The following is an 18,856-nucleotide window of genomic DNA, read 5'->3' as shown; positions in this document are numbered from 1 at the left end:
GCGTCAACGTTGAACAAGCGATGGAAGAGTATCTCGAGCAACGTGACTGGCGCGTCAATGCCAACGCCAACCAGGGATACAGCCTGGGCGGTCTGATTCTCAATGTAGCGGGCAAAGTCACGGCGAACTACTGGCTATCCCACATATACAGTCCCGAATCGGGTGATGCACACCGCAATGGAGATCTCCACATACACGATCTGGATATGCTTTCAGGGTACTGCGCAGGTTGGTCGCTGCGTCAACTCCTCAGGGAAGGCTTTAACGGTGTTCCCGGAAAAGTGGAGGCCTCACCCGCGAAACACATGTCTGCCGCGATCGGTCAGATCGTTAATTTTTTGGGAACCCTTCAAAACGAATGGGCTGGCGCGCAAGCCTTCAGTTCCTTTGACACCTATATGGCGCCGTTTATCCGCAAAGATGAAATGACGTATCAACAAGTCCGGCAATGCATGCAGGAACTGATCTACAACCTGAATGTCCCGAGTCGCTGGGGTACACAAACACCTTTCACCAACCTCACCTTTGACTGGACGTGTCCCGCAGATCTCAAAGAGCAAATCCCCTACGTCGGTGGTATTGAGATGCCATTTTCTTATGGTGATTTGCAAAAAGAAATGGATATGATCAACCGTGCCTACATTGATGTGATGATGGCTGGAGATGCGCTGGGTCGCGCCTTTACCTTTCCCATCCCCACCTACAACATCACGAAAGACTTTCCCTGGGAACACCCTAATACGTCGCCATTGTTTGAAATGACGGCCAAGTATGGTTTGCCATACTTTCAAAACTTTCTCAATTCAGATCTTGAACCACATATGGTGCGTTCAATGTGCTGCCGCCTTCAACTCGATCTGCGCGAACTGCTCAAGCGAGGCAATGGACTCTTTGGTTCAGCCGAGCAAACAGGTAGTGTGGGCGTTGTCACGATCAACTGCGCAAGACTGGGATATCTCTATGCAGGCAACGAAGGCGCGCTGATGGATCGCCTGGACGAACTCTTGAACTTGGGATGCGATGTTTTGGAGCGCAAAAGAACAACGATTCAAAAATACATCGACGAAGGACTGTACCCCTATACCAAGCGCTATCTGGGTACGCTGAGAAACCATTTCAGTACGCTCGGGGTCAACGGTATCAACGAGATGCTCAGAAACTTCAGTCACGACACTTTTGATATATCCTCGCCACAAGGCCATGAGTTTGCCCTACGCTTTCTTGATCATGTCAGAATGCGGATGACTGAATTTCAAGAAAAGACCGGACATCTTTACAACCTCGAGGCCACACCCGCAGAGGGAACAACCTATCGTTTCGCAAAAGAAGACAAGAAGCGTTGGCCAGATATTTTGCAAGCGGGTACCGATGATCAGCCCTACTACACCAACTCGAGTCAACTCCCCGTGGGCTATACAGATGATCCCTTTGAAGCACTGAGCCTGCAAGAAACGTTGCAATCGAAGTACACCGGCGGAACCGTGCTTCACCTCTATATGAGTGAGGCGATATCGGGTGCACAAGCCTGTAAGCAACTCGTCAGACGCGCCCTAAGCAACTTTAGAGTGCCTTACCTGACCATCACCCCCACATTTTCAATCTGTCCAAGACACGGATATCTATCCGGTCATCACGAGTTTTGTCCAAAATGCGATGCTGAAATCATCGCCCAGGAAAAACTTGGTCAAGCAGTATCACTCAAACAGTCTAACCCAAGCAACCAAACTCAAATCACCTAACCCGAGGAGCATTCAATCATGGCAAACAGCACAAGCCAATCAAACATCAACAACAGTCACTTACCGCCAGACCACCTAAGAACCCGCTGCGAAGTCTGGACACGAGTGATGGGCTATCACCGTCCGGTGAGCTCGTTCAATATCGGCAAAAAGGGTGAATTCAATGAGCGTCAGTTCTTTACTGAATCAAACAAAGCGTAAAAATGATGGACCTTCCGTTGGAGGGTTCACGCCCTTTTCAACTGTAGACTGGCCAGGAAAACTTGCAAGCACCGTCTTTATCTCAGGCTGTCCGTGGCGGTGTCACTACTGCCATAACCCTCACCTCCAAACACGTCAGAAAGCTGAAAGCTGGTCACAAATACTTTCTTTTTTAAAATCTCGTGCTGCTTTATTAGACGGCGTTGTATTGTCAGGCGGAGAGCCCCTGAGTGATCCATTTTTTGAGCAGATGACACTTGACATCCGACAACAAGGTTTTGGGCTTGCGCTTCACACGGCAGGCATGTATCCGGGACGTCTGAAAAAGATCCTTCCAGAACTTCAATGGGTCGCATTGGATATTAAAACGACTGAACGCCATTATGAAAAATTGACTGGACAGGCCAAAAGCTTCGAGCAAACAGCACAGTCTCTCGAGATATTACTGGACTGGGGCGGAAATTTTGAGTGCAGGACAACCTGGTCACCCGACTGGCTGTCTGAAAGCGAATTAATTGATTTAGCGCAAAGCTTGTCCCAGCAAGGTGTGAGGGAATATGCCTTACAGCGTTTCAGATCTCCAGGGACGCACACTAGCAATGTTTCACTCAGTCCTCTCGCACTCAGTCATTTAAAGGATCTGTTTGAAACCTTTTCTTATAGGTGAGAGAAATGGGGCATCAGATATCACTCAGTCAACTGCTGAAACACATACCACTTGTTGATGACATCAGTTGCAAAGAAAGAGAATATCTGGCGCAAGCCTCCAAAATTGTGCGACTGGCAAAGGGCGGTTATGTCATCAAGCGAGGCGATCGCGCAACAGGTCTTTACGTCGTCATGACTGGGAAAGTCAAAATCTCAATTCCTGGCGTCCATGAACACGACAAAGTGATTGAATTTTTCGGAACCGGCCAACACTTCGGCGAAGCGGTGATGTTTCTGGAGCATCCGTACCTGATCGATGCCCAGGCGCTCGAAGACACGTTGCTCGTGCATATCGAACGCGATGCACTCCTCAGTATCATGACCTCAAACCCACTATTTATGAAAAAGATAGTGAATGGTCTGGCCCTAAGATTCGAAACCCTCCTGCACGATATCGAGGTCGTGAATCTACCCTCCGCCGCCGCCAGAGTCGCGGATTATTTACTTCAAAACTCGACTCTGGGACATGAAATCGATCTGTCACTTCCTAAACGCACGATAGCATCCAAACTTGGATTACAACCCGAGACATTTTCCCGTGCGTTGCATCAGCTCATCGATGAGAAATGTATCATCGTAGATAAAACAAAAATCACCATCATTGACGGCGAAGCTCTGAAGCGCCATGCTCCCCAGCTTGATGTGACGTTTGAAACACTCAGTGCTGAATGCCAAAACCTCTCTCAACAGCATAAATCGCCGCCTGCACGCGATTGGATAGCCCCAGCTTCTTCAAAATACTCTGAATATGAATTTTGACGGTACTCTCGGCCAAGTTCAGTTCTCGGGCAATTTCCTTGTTACTCAAACCAGAAGCAAGCTGAGAAAGAATGTCACCCTCTCGCGGGGTGAGTTTGCTGATTTCGGTGGGGATCGGTTCATGGCCTCGACGCAAATTCGCGACGAGTTTAGCTGTCATTTCATTGGAAATAACTGAGTCACCTTGCATGGCGCGCCGAATCGCATCGAGAAAAAAGTCTGCATCAATGTTCTTGAGCAGATAGCCAACCGCCCCATTTTTCAACGCTGTCGTGAGATCCTCGCCCTCTTCTGAAACTGTCAACAGAATAATACGGCAAGCAGGGACCTCTTCTTGAATCAACTTGATCGCGTCCAGACCAGAAAGTCCAGGCATATGCAAATCGAGCAAGACCACATCAGGCTGCAATGCTTTCGCACGCTTGACGCCCTCAATGCCGTCAGACGCCTCGCCCACGACTTCGAAATCATGGTTTCGCTGTAACAATAACTTGATGCCGCTGCGAAAAAGAGCATGGTCATCGACAAGTAAAACTTTTATGGGAGAAGTCATCACGCTAACCGGTGGTACGATTTTCTTTAGGGAGACTCAGGGAAATGGATGTTCCCGATGCTGGCTCAGATACGACGGACAGAATGGCTTGTAGCCTCAAGGCTCGTTCACGCATAATCTTTAAACCCACGTGCTGTTCTTCATTTGCGTTCGAAGATTTTATGTCAAAGCCCTGTCCGTCATCAGAAACCGTCAAATTGAAGTCGTCATGATCATCCAGAATGATTTTGACTTGATGCGCATTCGCGTGTTTACGAATGTTTGAAAGTGCCTCTTGAACAATGAAAAGGATTTGTAGCTGCTGCTCTGGCGGCAAGGGAGGACCCTGATGCACCACCTGGACGGAAACGGCAATGCCGGTTTGTTTTTTAAAGCGCTCGGCTGATGCTCGTAACGCCTCGACGATATCGCCCTCATCGAGTTTGATTCGAAAATTCGTCAAGAGCTCGCGCACATCATCATAACTTTCGCGCACGCCAAGCTCAATCAACTGAATGACCTCCTTCACCTCATCATCTTTACCTCTCGCGATTGAATCCTCCAGCATCTGAACCTGTAGCTTCAGAAAATTCAATCCTTGAGCAATCGAGTCGTGCAATCCTTGAGCCATGAGGTTACGCTCCTCGGCGATCGCAAGCTCACGCGTTCGGGCGAGCAGTCGCTGGTTTTCGATCGCGACACCCAAATGCTGACCCAAAGTATTGAACAGACGCCTATCGTCTGCGGAAAAATCCCGAGGTTCCTGAAAGTGCAAGGTATAGCTACCTAACTGCTGTCCTGCATGAATAATCTGCGCAATGGCAATCGCCGTAAAACCTTCCTCGCGGCATCGCAAACTAAACTCCTGTGGCAATTTGCGAAAATCGTGCAAGACCATGACACCTTTTTCAGAAGCCTCTCCACATAAACAATCGCCTGCATGTAAACACTGTTCTTGTTTGACGAAATCAAGCGAAAGTCCCTGATGGACAGTCAAATGCAAGTTCTTTTGACGCGGATCCAAAATCCTGACAGTTCCACCATCAGCTGAGAAATATTCGATCAAACGCGCCAGAAATCCTTGGCACCGCTGCTCAAGATCCCCTGCCTGACTCAAGTAGGCGGAAAATTCGTACAAGGTCGAAATTTCGCGATTTTGCTGGGCCAGTTGCTGCGTTTTTTCCTCAACTCTCTGTTCCAGATCACGATACAAATGGCTGAGCTGAGAGGCCATATCATTGAATCCCCGCGCAAGCTCCCCAAGCTCGTCACCTCCCTCCACAGGCACTCTGTAAGCGAAGTTTCGAGTGGACATTTGAGCAATACCCAGACGAAGTGATTCGACAGGTCTGATGACCCATCCGTACAGTAAATAAACAATACCCACACAGCCCGCAATCATCAAAACAATCACGGCCATCTGAGAGCCACGCAACAATGCTGTATCCCTGGCATTTTGCGCTTCAATCAAGGAAACCAGCGTATCGGATTGCTTGACGAACTCTGGCAAATCCTCGAGATAAGATTGAATCGATGCGCGATCCTGCCCCAGACTTGATTCAACACGCATGAGTGCAGGTTGTAACTGTTCAATCCACATGTAGCGTACGCGCTCAAACTGCTCTTGAACAGCATCGGACTTTGGCAGGCGCATCGGTCGCTGCGGATCCCCCTCGCGCAGTGCGAGCAAGGTGTTATTAAAAAAACTTGCGCGTTCGACAATTTCTTTTTGGGAAACCGGCTGTTCGGTCATCAGCAAGCCCACGCGCAAAGACTGCATGCGTAGACTCCCCGTGTCGTTAATCGCCGCGGCAGCGCCTTCGAGTGCCCATGATAGCCAAAGCGTGACCATCACCATGGTCAGTCCAAATACAAGCGTGGTCAAGGCTACAGACACCAGCCTGACACCGAGCCGGTAATTACGGCCGATTGACATCCGGGCGCCAGCAGACTCAGGCTCCCGAATGGACTCCACTATATTCCGCAGGTTCGTTTGATTCGCGGTCGCGGTCATCGTTTGAACTTTTTGCAATAGACACCGTAGTTTAGTCTTTCTTATTCAAGGGAGGGATTCAAGGCGCATACCATTGGTAAAAAAGTGCCTGCGCGCTTGGAGTAAGCGAGCAACTCTCCTGCCTCAAGATCAAAGTACCAGCCATGCAAGGTCAAGCGCTTTTCCTCCAACGCCTGCTGTATCCAGGGAAAGCTCATCAGATTGTTCAGGGAATTCAGGATAGACGATTGTTCGCAGACTTTGCACTTGACCTCGAAAGGTGCCTCGCCAAACGCCGCTAAGGTCTCACGTTTAGCAGATTCGGCAATGTTGACCCACAATGAAATGAAATCAACTGGCTCTTTGATCCGAGTGTCGTCCATCAAAGCGCGGATACCACCACATCTAGCGTGACCCAGCACAATAATTCGTTCCACTTGGAGATTCTGGACTGCAAACTGAATTGCAGCACTGACGCCATGATGACTCCCCTCGCTCGCCTCGCATGGTGGTACTAAATTTGCAACATTTCTGGACACAAACAACTCACCGAGTTCTGCCCCCATCAAATGCGCGGGATCGACCCGTGAATCACAGCAACCAATCAAAAAAGTACGGGGGTGTTGAGCCTGAGTAAGCTCCTCGATGAGCTCGTGATCGTCACCGTAGTAGGTTTTTTGAAAACGTTCAAAACCATTGATGAATTTTTCCAAATCATGTTTTGGCATAGCAATTTCCAGGATCTAGCCACCCGTTTGCGACATGAACCGCACAATTTTTTCGGGTGTTTCATTAAAGTGATGACGCTCTGGCTTGAGCTCAATTGCCTCACGCAATACGTGCTCGATGTCGGCATCTGTCGCACCGCCGCGCAGATAGGGTCTAAGCTCGACCTTTTCATCTTCACCCAGACAAAGATAAATCGTGCCATCCACTGACATCCGCAGACGATTGCATGTTTCACAAAAATGCTGACTCATCGGCGTAATCAGTCCGATTTGACCTTTTCCATCCCTTGTCCGCCAATAACGCGCCGGCCCTCCTCCCATCACCTTGATTTCAGGAATCAAATCCAGACGTTGACGCAACGACTCAACGATCGGACCAAGCGGGGTAAAGCCGCTCTTCAAACCCGTACTGCCTACGGGCATGGTTTCAATGAGCCTGAGAATCAGTCCGCGGTTGATACAAAACTCGGCCATTGCCTGCACTTCCGATAAATTAATACCAGGCATCACCACCATATTCAGTTTGATCGGTGCAAAACCAATAGCTTGCGCAATATCCAGACCGGACATCACCGCACTCATCGAATCTCGCCCGGTAATCTGGATCATGCAATCTCTCGATAAGGTATCCATGCTGATATTGAGGCGCCTGACACCTGCTTCGTATAAAGCCTCGGCATGTTTGACCAATTGTGTTCCATTGGTGGAGAGCGACAGGTCGGACAAGCCCGGCAGTTGACTCAAACGTCCCGCCAGTCTCGGCAGGTGACGACGCAACAGGGGCTCTCCTCCCGTTAAACGAACCCGGGTCGTCCCCATGCGCACAAAAATACCCACCACACGTTCAATTTCATCAAAAGTGAGCCAGTCTCCCGGCTCTTCAAACCCTTTGAAACTTTTAGGCATGCAATAGCTGCAACGCAAATCACAACGATCTGTCACGCTTAAGCGCAAATAGTCGATTTTTCGACCAAACCGGTCAACAAGTGGAGCGAGATGATTATCCATACACATATTCTCGCCCTCAGTGCTGAATTTAGCCATGCGTCATTCGGCTAAAAGGGCCTAGTCCTAAAGTAGGGGGGAACTAGGTCCATTGCTTCGCCCGTCTCCCGCCAACGGAGAATGGGCAAAGCATCACCAGTCTCGTAGTCTGTTCACTATCAAACACGAACGACTCAGGAGACCACTACCGTGGAACCAAACCAAAGAAAATCCGTCATGGTTCTGACCTCCAGTACCCTGGCTTTCACAATCTGCTTTGCAGTCTGGATGATGTTTGCCGTGATCGGCATCCCTATCAAAAAACAACTGGATCTCAGCGAAACTCAGTTTGGCCTGCTTGCCGCGATGCCTGTTCTTACAGGATCACTGGTACGGGTACCTTTGGGATTATGGACCGACCGCTTCGGTGGCAGGATCGTTTTCTTTTTGCTGATGCTCAGCACTGTCCTACCGATCTGGTTGATGTCGTACGCGACACAGTACTGGCATTTTTTGGTCATCGGGATGTTCGTCGGGCTGGCAGGAGGCTCATTTTCTGTGGGTACGCCTTATGTCGCACGCTGGTTTCCTAAAAACCGACAAGGTCTGGCCATGGGTATTTTTGGAGCAGGCAACTCAGGATCGGCACTGACTAAATTTGTAGCCCCGGGACTCATCGTGATGGCGGGTGGTTCATGGACAATAGTTCCGCAGGTTTATTCCATCGCCATGCTTGTCACCGCGATTCTTTTCTGGATATTTTCGGCGACCAATCCCTCGCACAATGCTTCGAATTCGGTCAGTCTGAAAGAGCAAGTCAAGATGCTCAAAGATCCGAGGGTGTGGCGCTACTGTCAGTACTACTCGGTTGTGTTTGGAGGCTATGTCGCACTCGCGCTCTGGATGACACGTTATTACGTTGGCGAATATGGTTTTAGCATTCAGACTGCGGCACTTTTGGCAGCCTGCTTTTCATTGCCGGGCGGAGTGTTACGTGCTCTCGGAGGCTGGATTTCAGATAAATACGGCGCTTATCAAACAACCTGGTGGGTGATGTGGGTGTGCTGGGTCGCGTTCTTTCTCCTGAGCTACCCACAGACTGACTTTACTGTCCTGACCGTTGAAGGACCTCGCACGTTCCGTATTGCGCTTTCCCCAACCATTTTCACCATTTTGCTCTTCGTGGTGGGCATTGCCACAGCCATCGGAAAGGCCTCGGTCTTCAAGTTCATCTCCGATGACTTTAGCGGCAATATCGGCGCTGTATCCGGCATTGTGGGCTTGGCAGGAGGTTTAGGAGGCTTCGTGCTACCCATCATGTTTGGCGCGCTCGTCGACATTACTGGCGTCAGAACCTCTGCTTTCATGCTTTTGTACGGAACAGTCTGTATCTCTCTGATCTGGATGCATTTCAGTTTCAGAAAGGAAACAGTCGCCAAAGGTCAAGCAGCGCTTGCCTTGCAACATTGATCGATCACCCGGAGCACACATCATGTCGACACCTTATGTACTTAAGCGCTGGGAACCTGAACAACCAGACTTTTGGCGCTCAGAAGGCAGCAGGATTGCAAATAGAAATCTGCTGATCTCCATCCCGGCGCTGATGCTTGCCTTCAGCGTCTGGATGCTCTGGTCCGTTGTTGTGGTCAATCTGAATAAAGCCGGTTTTAGCTTTACCAAAAACCAAATGTTCTGGTTGACTGCGTTGCCCGCCTTGTCCGGAGCTACCTTACGCATCTTTTATTCATTTCTCGTCCCGATTTTCGGCGGTCGCAGATGGACTGCCATTTCGACTGCGAGTTTGCTGATTCCAGCCTTTGGCATGGGCTTTGCCCTCAGGGATACCAGCACAAGCTACCCGACATTACTGATGCTCGCTCTGCTTTGCGGTTTTGGCGGAGGAAACTTTAGCTCCTCGATGTCGAACATCAGCTTTTTCTTTCCCAAGGCCAGAAAAGGTCTGGCAACCGGTCTGAATGCGGGCGTCGGCAATCTTGGTGTGTCCGTTGTCCAATTTGTTACGCCCTTGGTCATCTCCGTGGGCATGTTCGGCGCCTTGGGCGGGGACGGTCACTCGTCCACGACAGCTGCAGGCGGTACACAAACGATCTGGCTACAAAATGCAGGCTTTATCTGGGTCCCATTTATCCTGATCGCATCCATTGCCGCGTGGTTCGGCATGAACGATATCGCCGATGCGAAGGCATCATTCGCGGATCAGGCTGTCATTTTTCGACGCAAGCATAACTGGCTGATGTGCTGGCTGTACCTTGGAACATTCGGCTCTTTTATTGGGTTTTCGGCAGGGCTGGCCTTGCTCACCCAGTCGCAGTTTCCGAATGTCAACCCAACTCAGTATGCATTTTTAGGGCCGCTCGTCGGTGCCGCAGTCCGTCCAATTGGCGGCTGGATTTCAGACAAACTTGGCGGGGCATGCGTCACATTCTGGACGTTCCTCTTGATGATCCTCTCTGTGATGGGTGTGATGTACTTCCTTCCCAGCAATGGAAACACAGGAAATTTTTACGGCTTTTTGACGATGTTCATCATCCTGTTCGCACTGACAGGAATCGGCAACGGCTCAACGTTCAGAATGATTCCCGTGATTTTTCTGCAAGAACGCCAGCATGCCGCCGAAAAAGACGAAGCCTCGCAGCGACGCGCCACCCTCGACGGTGCAAAAGAAGCCGCTGCCGTCCTGGGCTTTTCAGGTGCTGTAGGTGCATACGGAGGCTTTTTTATCCCTAAGAGCTTTGGAACCTCCATTGACATGACGGGAACTCCTCACGCGGCTCTCGCAGTCTTTATCGCGTTTTATCTGAGCTGTCTTTTCGTCACGTGGTGGTGGTACTCCCGTCGTCACGCACCGATGCCATGCTGACCAGTACACACAAACTAATCACAAAGGACTAGTCCCCTCCCCACAATGAACTGATTGATCAGTTCGTTTGGAGAATTGGCGACGACACCCTACACCCGTAGGATGTCGTCAGGACTCTGGCCTTTCGAGGCAAGCAGAATTGGAGAAAGAGTAATGAGTCATTTTCTAGATCGGTTAACCCACTTTTCACTTCCCACAGAAAAATTTTCTGGTGAACACGGTCGCACGACCAATGAGGATCGCACCTGGGAAGATGCCTACCGAAACCGCTGGGCGCATGACAAGATCGTACGTAGCACGCACGGCGTGAACTGTACGGGCTCCTGCTCATGGAAAATCTATGTCAAAGGCGGCATTGTCACTTGGGAGACCCAGCAGACGGACTATCCTCGGACGCGCTGGGATATGCCCAACCACGAACCCAGAGGTTGCGCACGCGGCGCCTCCTACTCCTGGTACCTCTATAGCGCGAACCGTGTCAAACATCCCATGGTCCGGGGACGCCTCTTGGAACGCTGGCGCTCGGCGCTTAAAGTCGCCAAGACACCTGTCGATGCCTGGGCACTGATTGCCGACGACCAAGAGGCGCGACGCGACTATCAGCAACTGCGGGGCATGGGCGGCTTTGTCAGAAGCACTTGGGACGAAGTCAATCAACTCATCGCCAGTGCCAACGTATACACCATTAAAAAATACGGACCTGACAGGATTATTGGTTTTTCACCCATTCCCGCCATGTCCATGATCAGCTATGCAGCAGGTAGCCGTTACCTGTCACTCATTGGCGGCGTCTGCATGAGTTTTTACGACTGGTATTGCGATCTCCCGCCGTCCAGCCCCCAAGTTTGGGGCGAACAAACAGACGTGCCCGAGTCCGCGGACTGGTACAACAGCAACTACATCATCGCCTGGGGCTCAAACGTTCCCCAGACTCGCACACCCGATGCGCACTTTTTTACTGAAGTTCGCTACAAGGGCACTAAAACTGTTGCCGTCACACCTGACTATTCAGAAGTCGCCAAGCTTGCCGACCTTTGGCTGCATCCCAAGCAGGGAACTGATGCCGCTCTGGCGATGGCCATGGGGCATGTCGTTCTGAAAGAGTTTTACTTCCCTGGCAACGGAAAAACGCGTAGTCCTTATTTTGACAACTACGCAAGACGCTATACGGACTTGCCACTGCTGGTCTTGCTGAAAGAAAAGACACTAGAGGATGGTTCAGTCACTCTGGTGCCTGATCGCTATATGCGTGCAAGCGACCTTCAAAATGGTCTTGAGCAAGACAACAATCCAGATTGGAAAACACTCGCCTTCGATACGCAGGGGAACGTCGTTTTACCAAACGGTTCGATCGGCTTTCGCTGGGGTGCGGAGGGGCGCAAGGATGAAGGTAAATGGAACCTGGAGTCAAAAGACGCACGAACAGGCCAGGACCTGACACTCAAGCTCTCTGTCCTTGAAGAGGAAGCACAAGCACACGATGTCGTTCAGGTCAGCTTTCCGTACTTTGGAGGCAATGCGACACCTCACTTTTCCCACAACAAAACCACCAATGAAATCAATCACGCAAAAGTACCAGCCACCAAACTCACATTAGCCAATGGACAAGAAGCGCTGGTCGCAACCGTTTTTGATCTGCAGGTCGCGCAATACGGCATCGACCGTGGTCTGGGCAGTGGCGCGAAGAGCTTTGACGATCAGGCCGCATACACACCAGCCTGGCAAGAAAGCATCACGGGCGTCCCACGTCAGCAAGTCATCACCGTCGCCCGAGAATTTGCGGACAATGCGCACAAAACCGAGGGTCGATCCATGGTGATCATTGGCGCCGCGATGAACCACTGGTATCACTCGGACATGAACTATCGCGGTGTCATCAACCTGCTCATGATGTGTGGCTGTATTGGTAAGAGCGGAGGTGGTTGGGCACACTATGTCGGTCAGGAAAAACTGCGGCCACAGACCGGCTGGACCGCCTTGGCCTTTGCGCTTGACTGGATACGTCCGCCTCGCCAGATGAACAGCACGAGCTTTTTCTATGCTCACACGGATCAGTGGCGATACGAAAAACTGACGATGGAAGAAATCGTGTCCCCCCTGGCCGATAAAAAAATCTATGGCGGGAGCATGATCGACTACAACATTCGCGCCGAGAGAATGGGCTGGCTACCTAGTGCCCCCCAGCTCAAAACGAACCCTCTGGAAGTTGTGAAGAAAGCACAGGCCGTCGGAGTCGATCCTAAAGACTTTGTCGTCAAAGGTCTCAAAGACGGTTCACTCGAACTCAGCTGCGAAGATCCTGATGCCGTCGAGAACTGGCCACGCAACATGTTTGTCTGGCGCTCCAATATTCTGGGTTCCAGCGGTAAGGGACACGAGTACTTTTGCAAGCATTTACTCGGAACTGAGAGTGGCGTTCAGGGCAAGGATCTGGGTGTCGATGACGCGAAACCGACTGAAGTCAAATGGCACAAGGAAGCACCCGAAGGGAAACTGGACCTCCTGGTCACGCTGGACTTCAGAATGTCGACCACTTGTCTGTACTCAGACATTGTTCTACCCACAGCGAGCTGGTATGAAAAAAATGATCTCAACACCAGCGACATGCATCCCTTTATCCACCCTCTGTCAGCTGCGGTAGATCCTGTTTTTCAGTCGCGGTCTGACTGGGAGATCTACAAAGGATTTGCCAAAGCCTTTAGCGAAGTGTGTGTCGGACATCTCGGTGTCGAAAAAGAAGTCGTCTTGACACCTCTCATGCACGACACCCCTGCCGAACTCGCACAACCTTTCGAAGTGAAAGAATGGAAAAAAGGCGAATGCGAACTGATCCCCGGTAAAACAGCCCCTCAAATCGCCGTGGTCGAACGGGACTACCCCAATCTCTTCAAACGTTTCACGGCCCTTGGTCCACTGATGAATAAAGTGGGTAACGGCGGCAAGGGAATCGGCTGGAAAACGGATCTGGAAGTGACACAACTGGGTCAGCTCAACGGGCTGACTCAGGAGCCCGGCGTGACCGAAGGTATGCCACGCATCGTCAGCGACATCGATGCCTGTGAGGTCGTGCTTCAGCTTGCGCCCGAGACAAATGGACATGTTGCCGTCAAAGCTTGGGAAGCGCTTGGTAAACAAACTGGCCGTGACCATACTCACCTGGCACTTTATCGTGAGGATGAAAAAATCCGCTACCGGGATATTCAGGCTCAGCCCAGAAAAATCATCAGCTCGCCCACCTGGAGTGGTATCGAAAGTGAAACCGTCAGTTACAACGCAGGCTACACCAACGTCCATGAGCTCATTCCCTGGAGAACGCTGACAGGCCGCCAGCAGTTTTATCAGGATCACCCCTGGATGCGGGCGTTTGGCGAGGGCTTTACCTCGTACCGTCCACCCGTCGACTTGAAAACAACAGAAGGCATTCACGGAATCAAGTCCAACGGAAACACTGAAATCCTGTTGAACTTTATTACGCCTCACCAAAAGTGGGGAATCCACTCGACCTATAGCGACAACCTCATGATGTTGACGCTGAATCGGGGCGGCCCGGTGATCTGGCTGAGCGAAGATGATGCCAAGTCAGCAGGCATCGTCGATAACGACTGGGTCGAACTGTTCAATATCAACGGAGCGATCGCCGCGCGTGCTGTCGTCAGTCAACGCGTCAATCCAGGCATGGTCATGATGTACCACGCACAAGAGAAAACGATCAACACACCGGGATCTGAAATTACGGGCGTGCGGGGAGGTATCCACAACTCGGTCACCCGCATCGTGACCAAGCCCACCCATATGATTGGCGGATACGCTCAGTACAGCTACGGCTTTAACTACTACGGCACGATCGGAACGAATCGTGACGAGTTTGTTGTCGTGCGCAAGATGAAGAACGTTGACTGGCTCGACACGCCACGAGACGACCATCTCGCAGCCGTCTATCAGTCACAGGGCGAAAACCCCTGAGCCCACGCCAGATCAAAGGAGTCAGAAATGAAAGTACGCGCACAGATCGGAATGGTGCTCAACCTGGACAAATGCATTGGTTGCCATACTTGTTCAGTCACTTGCAAGAACGTCTGGACGAGTCGACCTGGTGTCGAATACGCCTGGTTTAACAACGTCGAAACTAAACCAGGTATCGGCTATCCCAAAGAGTGGGAGAACCAGGAAAAATGGAAAGGTGGGTGGGTCCGAAAATCAAACGGAAGCATTGCGCCCAAGCAAGGCGGAAAATGGCAACTATTGATGAAAATCTTTGCCAATCCGCACCTTCCCGAGATAGACGACTATTACGAACCATTCACCTTCGACTACGACCACTTGCAAAGTGCGCCCGAAATGAAGCATGCGCCGACCGCGCGTCCGCGCTCGCTCATCACGGGCCTCAGAATGGAAAAAATCGAATGGGGACCGAACTGGGAAGAGATCCTGGGCGGCGAGTTTAGCAAGCGAAGCAAAGACGCCAATCTGGCGGGTTTTGAAGCGGCTCAAAAAGAGATGATGGGGCAATTTGAAAATACCTTCATGATGTATTTGCCACGTCTGTGTGAACACTGCCTGAATCCCGCATGTGTGGCGTCCTGTCCATCTGGTTCAATTTACAAACGCGAAGAAGACGGAATCGTCCTGATCGATCAGGACAAATGCCGAGGTTGGCGCATGTGCGTCAGTGGATGTCCTTACAAAAAAATCTACTACAACTGGAAAAGCGGAAAAGCTGAAAAATGCATTTTCTGCTACCCCAGGATTGAAGCAGGTCAGCCCACTGTGTGCTCGGAAACTTGTGTAGGCCGTATCCGTTATCTTGGCGTATTGCTGTACGATGCCGACCGAATCGCCGAGGCAGCCAGCGTCAAGGACGAAAAAGATCTCTATCAGGCTCAGCTCGATATCTTTTTAGATCCGAATGATCCTAAGGTGATCGAACAGGCACGCGCGGACGGGATTCCTGACGCATGGATGAATGCCGCACGACAAAGTCCCGTTTACAAAATGGCGGTTGAATGGAAAGTCGCACTTCCACTGCACCCCGAATACCGCACCTTGCCGATGGTGTGGTACGTCCCTCCTCTTTCACCCATCACGGCAGCCGCACAAGCCGGACATGTCGAAGCGAAAGGCGCGATCCCCGATGTCAGTCAACTGCGCATCCCACTGAAGTATCTGGCCAACCTGCTGACCGCAGGCGATACAGCCCCGGTCGTCCGCGCGCTCGAGAGAATGCTTGCAATGCGGACGTATCAACGGGCAAAACATGTAGATGGAGTCATCGATACAAATGTATTGAAGCAAGTGGGGATCTCTCAGAAAGAAGTCGAGGAGATGTACCGCTACATGGCCATCGCCAACTATGAAGATCGCTTTGTCATCCCGACGACACATCGCGAATATGCCGAAAATACGTTCAACGTGCGGGGTGGTTGCGGATTTAGTTTCGGAAACGGCTGTTCAGAGGGCGTCTCCGAAACAAGCTTGTTTGGTAGCGAGAAAAAACGCACGATCCCTATCAAGGTAGAGGCCTGAGATGAACCTATTTGACACCCCTCCCGTCAACGCGAGCCTGACTTTGCGGGCGCTCGCCTATTTGCTCCGTTACCCGGACGCATCTTTCAGAGCGCATGGACCAGAACTGATCGAAGCGCTTGAAAACGAGTCCGCTCTGAGTCCGTCCAGAACCAACGAACTTGTCATTATGATTCACAAACTAACCAAACGTCCAACCTTGGAAGTCGAGTCAGAGTATGTGGATATCTTTGACCGTGGTCGCAGAACCTCGTTACTGATGTTCGAGCATGTGCACGGCGATTCGAGAGACCGTGGCCCAGCCATGGTTGACCTGATACAAACTTACGAAAAAGCGGGTTTGTATCTTGATCCTGACGAGTTACCGGATTATTTGCCCGTATTACTGGAATTTGCATCGACCCAACCGGCTGTTCAAGCTCGAGCGTTTTTAAGCGAAACCGCGCACATCTCACGTGCGATTTTCACGGCACTCCTCGAAAGAGAAAGCGACTATGCAAGCGTTTTAGCTGCCATCATCGAACTCTCAGGTGAAAAGGCTGAACGAGTCACCATCCAGCAAGATCCCGATATGGATGAAAGCTGGCAAGAGCCCGAAGTCTTTGGAGGTTGCTCGACAGAAGGTCAAAACAAACCCGGACAACCACAACTCATCCGTATTGTGAAACGTACCGCGACCGAAACAAAGTTGAATCATCAAGGAGCGTAAGCATGAGCACGCTGCATAACTTTCTCTTCAATGTTTATCCATATATCTGTCTGACAGTCTTTTTGATGGGCAGTCTGGCGCGTTTTGATCGCGATCAGTACACCTGGAAAAGTGACTCATCTCAGATCTTGCGCGCAAAACAATTGCGCTGGGGAAGCAACCTGTTTCACGCAGGCATTTTGTTCCTGTTCGTGGGTCACACCGTTGGGCTGCTCACCCCCCATTTTATCTACGAGCCTTTTATCACTCCGGCTCAAAAACAGCTCTTGGCAATCTACGCAGGGGGAATTGCGGGCTTTATCTGTTTTATCGGACTGAGTCTTTTACTCCATCGACGGATGTTCGATCCACGAATCCGACTCACCAGCCATCGTACTGACTTGTTTATCTTGCTGATTTTGTGGGTCCAGTTGGTTATAGGACTCGTCACCCTACCGTTTTCACTCAGTCACTCAGATGGCTCTGTCATGCTATCCCTTTCAGACTGGGCTCAACGTATCCTGACGTTCAGACCGGATGCAAGCGGCATTGTTAATCTTGACTGGCCTTATAAAGTCCACCTTGTATTAGGCATGACAATTTTCCTCTTGTTTCCATTTTCCAGGCTGGTGCATGTCTGGAGTGGCTTTGCGACAGTCGCCTATGTCTTTAGGCCTCCTCAACTCGTTCGCAGCAGACGACTCGGATTGAAAAAAACCTCCTTGAGTCAGTCACAATCTTCCACGCACTCAACGACTCGCTCGACTTAGGAGAAACTTCCATGTCTGCAACATTGATCGTTTCATCCCCAAAAGTGAATGGGATCTCACTGGCTCAAGACGGAGAAGAACTCTCTGACGATGATTTGCGTGAACGTGCCTATGCTGAACTGTTGCGTCAAGAGGCCGCCCGCCTGAAGCTTGTTTCACCTCGTCAAACATCCTGTTGGCTCCCACTAACTGAGGAAGAGCAGGTAATCATTGAAAACATGCTTGAAAAACAGGTACTCACTCCTGAGCCTGAATTAAACGAATGTTCCAGGTATTACGAAGCCAACAAAGCTAAATATGTCGTTGGACAAGCGATCAATCTACGACATATTTTGTTTGCCGTAACCGAAGGCGTTCCTGTTCAGGCATTGGCGGGACATGCTGAAACTGCTCTTCTTGAACTCATGCATAAAAATGCGGGCGCTGGCTTATTTGATCAAAAAGCGAAAGAGCTCTCTAACTGTCCGTCGGGAAGAGAGGGTGGACAACTAGGTTGGTTGGAACCCCATGAATGCGCGCCTGAGCTCGCAAGGGCGCTCTTTTTTGATGGCGAGGCTCAACTGGGTCAAGGTCTTCATCCCAGATTGATTCACTCTCGACACGGACTTCATATTATTGAAGTATTAGAAAGACGAACAGGGACTCAACTGAGTTTTGACGAAGTCAAGGATAAAATTGAGATGCATCTTTCCATGCAATCACGTGCGACTGCATTACGTCAGTTCATGATGCTACTCGTAGGTGGGTCTGAAATAGAAGGAATAGAACTTGAAAGCGCCGACACACCTCTCGTTCAAAATTAATATGACAAGGCATGCATGATGGAAATCACCTCATTTGACGATTTGCTGAACGCAGCTCAATCTCAAAGTACTCAACAGCAGCTTTTGCTTGTGTTTACTAAAGCTGAAATTCCGGACGATTGCAGCGATGAACAACGCGCTGGTTTCGCTGCCGGTCACGGCGGAGCGCTTATGCCTGTTGCTTGTGTCGACAAACGAGCCGACGAAATCAAATCATTCACAGAATTATGCCAAGAAGCCAATGAGTTTGTTCAGGACTGGGACATTGTCTTTGCAGGAGCATTGGGTGCAAAGCCCGGTCAAAACCTCCTAGATCAAGAAATCGACAAAAAAATTGGCATAATGGTTGAGTCTATTAAGATTGAACAAATTAGCCAATTTGCTACTTTCAACCGCATGGGTCATGCCGTTAAGTTAATAAATTAATGTCATCAATCAATCATTTTTCTAACTAACTGCACAACTATATTCATACTGACCAAGGTCATCCACTTAGTTGAGCATCTGGTGTACCCTGAGCTTAATAAGTATTGATATTCATGCTTTG

General features: G+C 50.4%; 15 protein-coding genes and 1 pseudogene. 12 read left to right on the top strand and 4 right to left on the bottom strand.

Annotated features, from left to right (window positions below; all coding sequences use genetic code 11):
• Nucleotides 1-2: 2 nt before the first annotated feature.
• The 4 genes and pseudogenes from QWY30_RS01615 to QWY30_RS01600 form a co-directional block, all read left to right on the top strand.
• Nucleotides 3-1,739 (top strand): annotated as a pseudogene (locus tag QWY30_RS01615) (ribonucleoside triphosphate reductase); the annotation flags it as partial.
• A gap of 18 nt (nucleotides 1,740-1,757) precedes the next feature.
• A complete protein-coding gene (nrdD, locus tag QWY30_RS01610; protein ID WP_290237634.1) occupies nucleotides 1,758-1,940 on the top strand; it encodes an anaerobic ribonucleoside-triphosphate reductase in 183 nt (60 codons plus the stop codon).
• Nucleotides 1,903-2,607 (top strand): anaerobic ribonucleoside-triphosphate reductase activating protein, encoded by a 705-nt coding sequence (locus tag QWY30_RS01605; RefSeq protein ID WP_290237632.1) that lies wholly within the window; start codon nucleotides 1,903-1,905, stop codon nucleotides 2,605-2,607. Before nrdD ends, QWY30_RS01605 begins: the two co-directional genes overlap by 38 nt.
• Nucleotides 2,608-2,612: 5 nt before the next feature.
• Nucleotides 2,613-3,407, top strand: coding sequence for a Crp/Fnr family transcriptional regulator (locus QWY30_RS01600; protein ID WP_290237630.1), 795 nt, complete (start codon nucleotides 2,613-2,615; stop codon nucleotides 3,405-3,407).
• On the opposite strand, the gene QWY30_RS01595 is transcribed toward QWY30_RS01600, so the two are convergent.
• The 4 genes from QWY30_RS01595 to moaA all read right to left on the bottom strand — a co-directional run bounded on the left by QWY30_RS01595 (nucleotide 3,307) and on the right by moaA (nucleotide 7,668).
• Complete coding sequence (locus QWY30_RS01595; RefSeq protein ID WP_290237628.1) at nucleotides 3,307-3,960, bottom strand: response regulator; 654 nt, start codon at nucleotides 3,958-3,960, stop codon at nucleotides 3,307-3,309. The genes QWY30_RS01600 and QWY30_RS01595 overlap by 101 nt on opposite strands.
• Nucleotides 3,961-3,964: 4 nt before the next feature.
• A complete protein-coding gene (locus QWY30_RS01590; protein WP_290237627.1) occupies nucleotides 3,965-5,875 on the bottom strand; it encodes a type IV pili methyl-accepting chemotaxis transducer N-terminal domain-containing protein in 1,911 nt (636 codons plus the stop codon).
• A 119-nt stretch (nucleotides 5,876-5,994) separates the two neighbouring features.
• The gene (locus QWY30_RS01585; RefSeq protein ID WP_290237625.1) at nucleotides 5,995-6,660 is read right to left on the bottom strand and encodes a carbonic anhydrase; all 666 of its coding nucleotides are present in this window, start codon (nucleotides 6,658-6,660) and stop codon (nucleotides 5,995-5,997) included.
• Between the two features lie 15 nt (nucleotides 6,661-6,675).
• On the bottom strand, nucleotides 6,676-7,668 hold the full coding sequence (moaA, locus tag QWY30_RS01580; protein ID WP_290237623.1) for a GTP 3',8-cyclase MoaA: 993 nt from the start codon (nucleotides 7,666-7,668) through the stop codon (nucleotides 6,676-6,678).
• Nucleotides 7,669-7,881: 213 nt separating this feature from the next.
• On the opposite strand from moaA, the gene QWY30_RS01575 reads away from it, so the two are divergent.
• The 8 genes from QWY30_RS01575 to QWY30_RS01540 all read left to right on the top strand — a co-directional run bounded on the left by QWY30_RS01575 (nucleotide 7,882) and on the right by QWY30_RS01540 (nucleotide 18,735).
• Entirely contained in the window at nucleotides 7,882-9,114 is a 1,233-nt protein-coding gene (locus tag QWY30_RS01575; RefSeq protein WP_290237945.1) for an MFS transporter, read from the top strand.
• A gap of 22 nt (nucleotides 9,115-9,136) precedes the next feature.
• Nucleotides 9,137-10,525 (top strand): NarK family nitrate/nitrite MFS transporter, encoded by a 1,389-nt coding sequence (locus tag QWY30_RS01570; RefSeq protein ID WP_290237621.1) that lies wholly within the window; start codon nucleotides 9,137-9,139, stop codon nucleotides 10,523-10,525.
• A 153-nt stretch (nucleotides 10,526-10,678) separates the two neighbouring features.
• Nucleotides 10,679-14,488 carry a nitrate reductase subunit alpha gene (locus QWY30_RS01565; protein WP_290237619.1) on the top strand — a complete coding sequence of 1,270 codons (3,810 nt, stop codon included), beginning with the start codon at nucleotides 10,679-10,681 and terminating at the stop codon, nucleotides 14,486-14,488.
• 27 nt (nucleotides 14,489-14,515) lie between these two features.
• Nucleotides 14,516-16,048 (top strand): nitrate reductase subunit beta, encoded by a 1,533-nt coding sequence (narH, locus tag QWY30_RS01560; RefSeq protein ID WP_290237617.1) that lies wholly within the window; start codon nucleotides 14,516-14,518, stop codon nucleotides 16,046-16,048.
• A 1-nt stretch (nucleotide 16,049) separates the two neighbouring features.
• A complete protein-coding gene (gene narJ, locus QWY30_RS01555; RefSeq protein WP_290237615.1) occupies nucleotides 16,050-16,757 on the top strand; it encodes a nitrate reductase molybdenum cofactor assembly chaperone in 708 nt (235 codons plus the stop codon).
• Nucleotides 16,758-16,759: 2 nt separating this feature from the next.
• Entirely contained in the window at nucleotides 16,760-17,506 is a 747-nt protein-coding gene (narI, locus tag QWY30_RS01550; RefSeq protein ID WP_290237613.1) for a respiratory nitrate reductase subunit gamma, read from the top strand.
• An 11-nt stretch (nucleotides 17,507-17,517) separates the two neighbouring features.
• Entirely contained in the window at nucleotides 17,518-18,309 is a 792-nt protein-coding gene (locus tag QWY30_RS01545; RefSeq protein ID WP_290237611.1) for a peptidylprolyl isomerase, read from the top strand.
• A 15-nt stretch (nucleotides 18,310-18,324) separates the two neighbouring features.
• Nucleotides 18,325-18,735, top strand: a complete 411-nt coding sequence (locus tag QWY30_RS01540; protein ID WP_290237609.1) for a ribonucleotide reductase subunit alpha — start codon at nucleotides 18,325-18,327, stop codon at nucleotides 18,733-18,735.
• Nucleotides 18,736-18,856: the final 121 nt, after the last annotated feature.

This window comes from Zwartia panacis (assembly GCF_030410395.1).
Lineage (GTDB): Bacteria > Pseudomonadota > Gammaproteobacteria > Burkholderiales > Burkholderiaceae_B > Zwartia > Zwartia panacis.
This window is presented reverse-complemented; position numbering and strand designations above follow the sequence as displayed.

What these genes read in the sequence shown, in the direction of transcription:
- narH (WP_290237617.1), top strand. Translation starts at nt 14,516, where the DNA reads ATGAAAGTACGCGCACAGATCGGAATGGTGCTCAACCTGGACAAATGC.
- QWY30_RS01540 (WP_290237609.1), top strand. Translation starts at nt 18,325, where the DNA reads ATGATGGAAATCACCTCATTTGACGATTTGCTGAACGCAGCTCAATCT.
- QWY30_RS01585 (WP_290237625.1), bottom strand. Translation starts at nt 6,660, where the DNA reads ATGCCAAAACATGATTTGGAAAAATTCATCAATGGTTTTGAACGTTTT.
- narI (WP_290237613.1), top strand. Translation starts at nt 16,760, where the DNA reads ATGAGCACGCTGCATAACTTTCTCTTCAATGTTTATCCATATATCTGT.
- moaA (WP_290237623.1), bottom strand. Translation starts at nt 7,668, where the DNA reads ATGGATAATCATCTCGCTCCACTTGTTGACCGGTTTGGTCGAAAAATC.
- QWY30_RS01545 (WP_290237611.1), top strand. Translation starts at nt 17,518, where the DNA reads ATGTCTGCAACATTGATCGTTTCATCCCCAAAAGTGAATGGGATCTCA.
- QWY30_RS01570 (WP_290237621.1), top strand. Translation starts at nt 9,137, where the DNA reads ATGTCGACACCTTATGTACTTAAGCGCTGGGAACCTGAACAACCAGAC.
- QWY30_RS01595 (WP_290237628.1), bottom strand. Translation starts at nt 3,960, where the DNA reads ATGACTTCTCCCATAAAAGTTTTACTTGTCGATGACCATGCTCTTTTT.
- narJ (WP_290237615.1), top strand. Translation starts at nt 16,050, where the DNA reads ATGAACCTATTTGACACCCCTCCCGTCAACGCGAGCCTGACTTTGCGG.
- QWY30_RS01590 (WP_290237627.1), bottom strand. Translation starts at nt 5,875, where the DNA reads ATGTCAATCGGCCGTAATTACCGGCTCGGTGTCAGGCTGGTGTCTGTA.
- QWY30_RS01600 (WP_290237630.1), top strand. Translation starts at nt 2,613, where the DNA reads ATGGGGCATCAGATATCACTCAGTCAACTGCTGAAACACATACCACTT.
- QWY30_RS01565 (WP_290237619.1), top strand. Translation starts at nt 10,679, where the DNA reads ATGAGTCATTTTCTAGATCGGTTAACCCACTTTTCACTTCCCACAGAA.
- QWY30_RS01575 (WP_290237945.1), top strand. Translation starts at nt 7,882, where the DNA reads ATGGTTCTGACCTCCAGTACCCTGGCTTTCACAATCTGCTTTGCAGTC.
- nrdD (WP_290237634.1), top strand. Translation starts at nt 1,758, where the DNA reads ATGGCAAACAGCACAAGCCAATCAAACATCAACAACAGTCACTTACCG.
- QWY30_RS01605 (WP_290237632.1), top strand. Translation starts at nt 1,903, where the DNA reads ATGAGCGTCAGTTCTTTACTGAATCAAACAAAGCGTAAAAATGATGGA.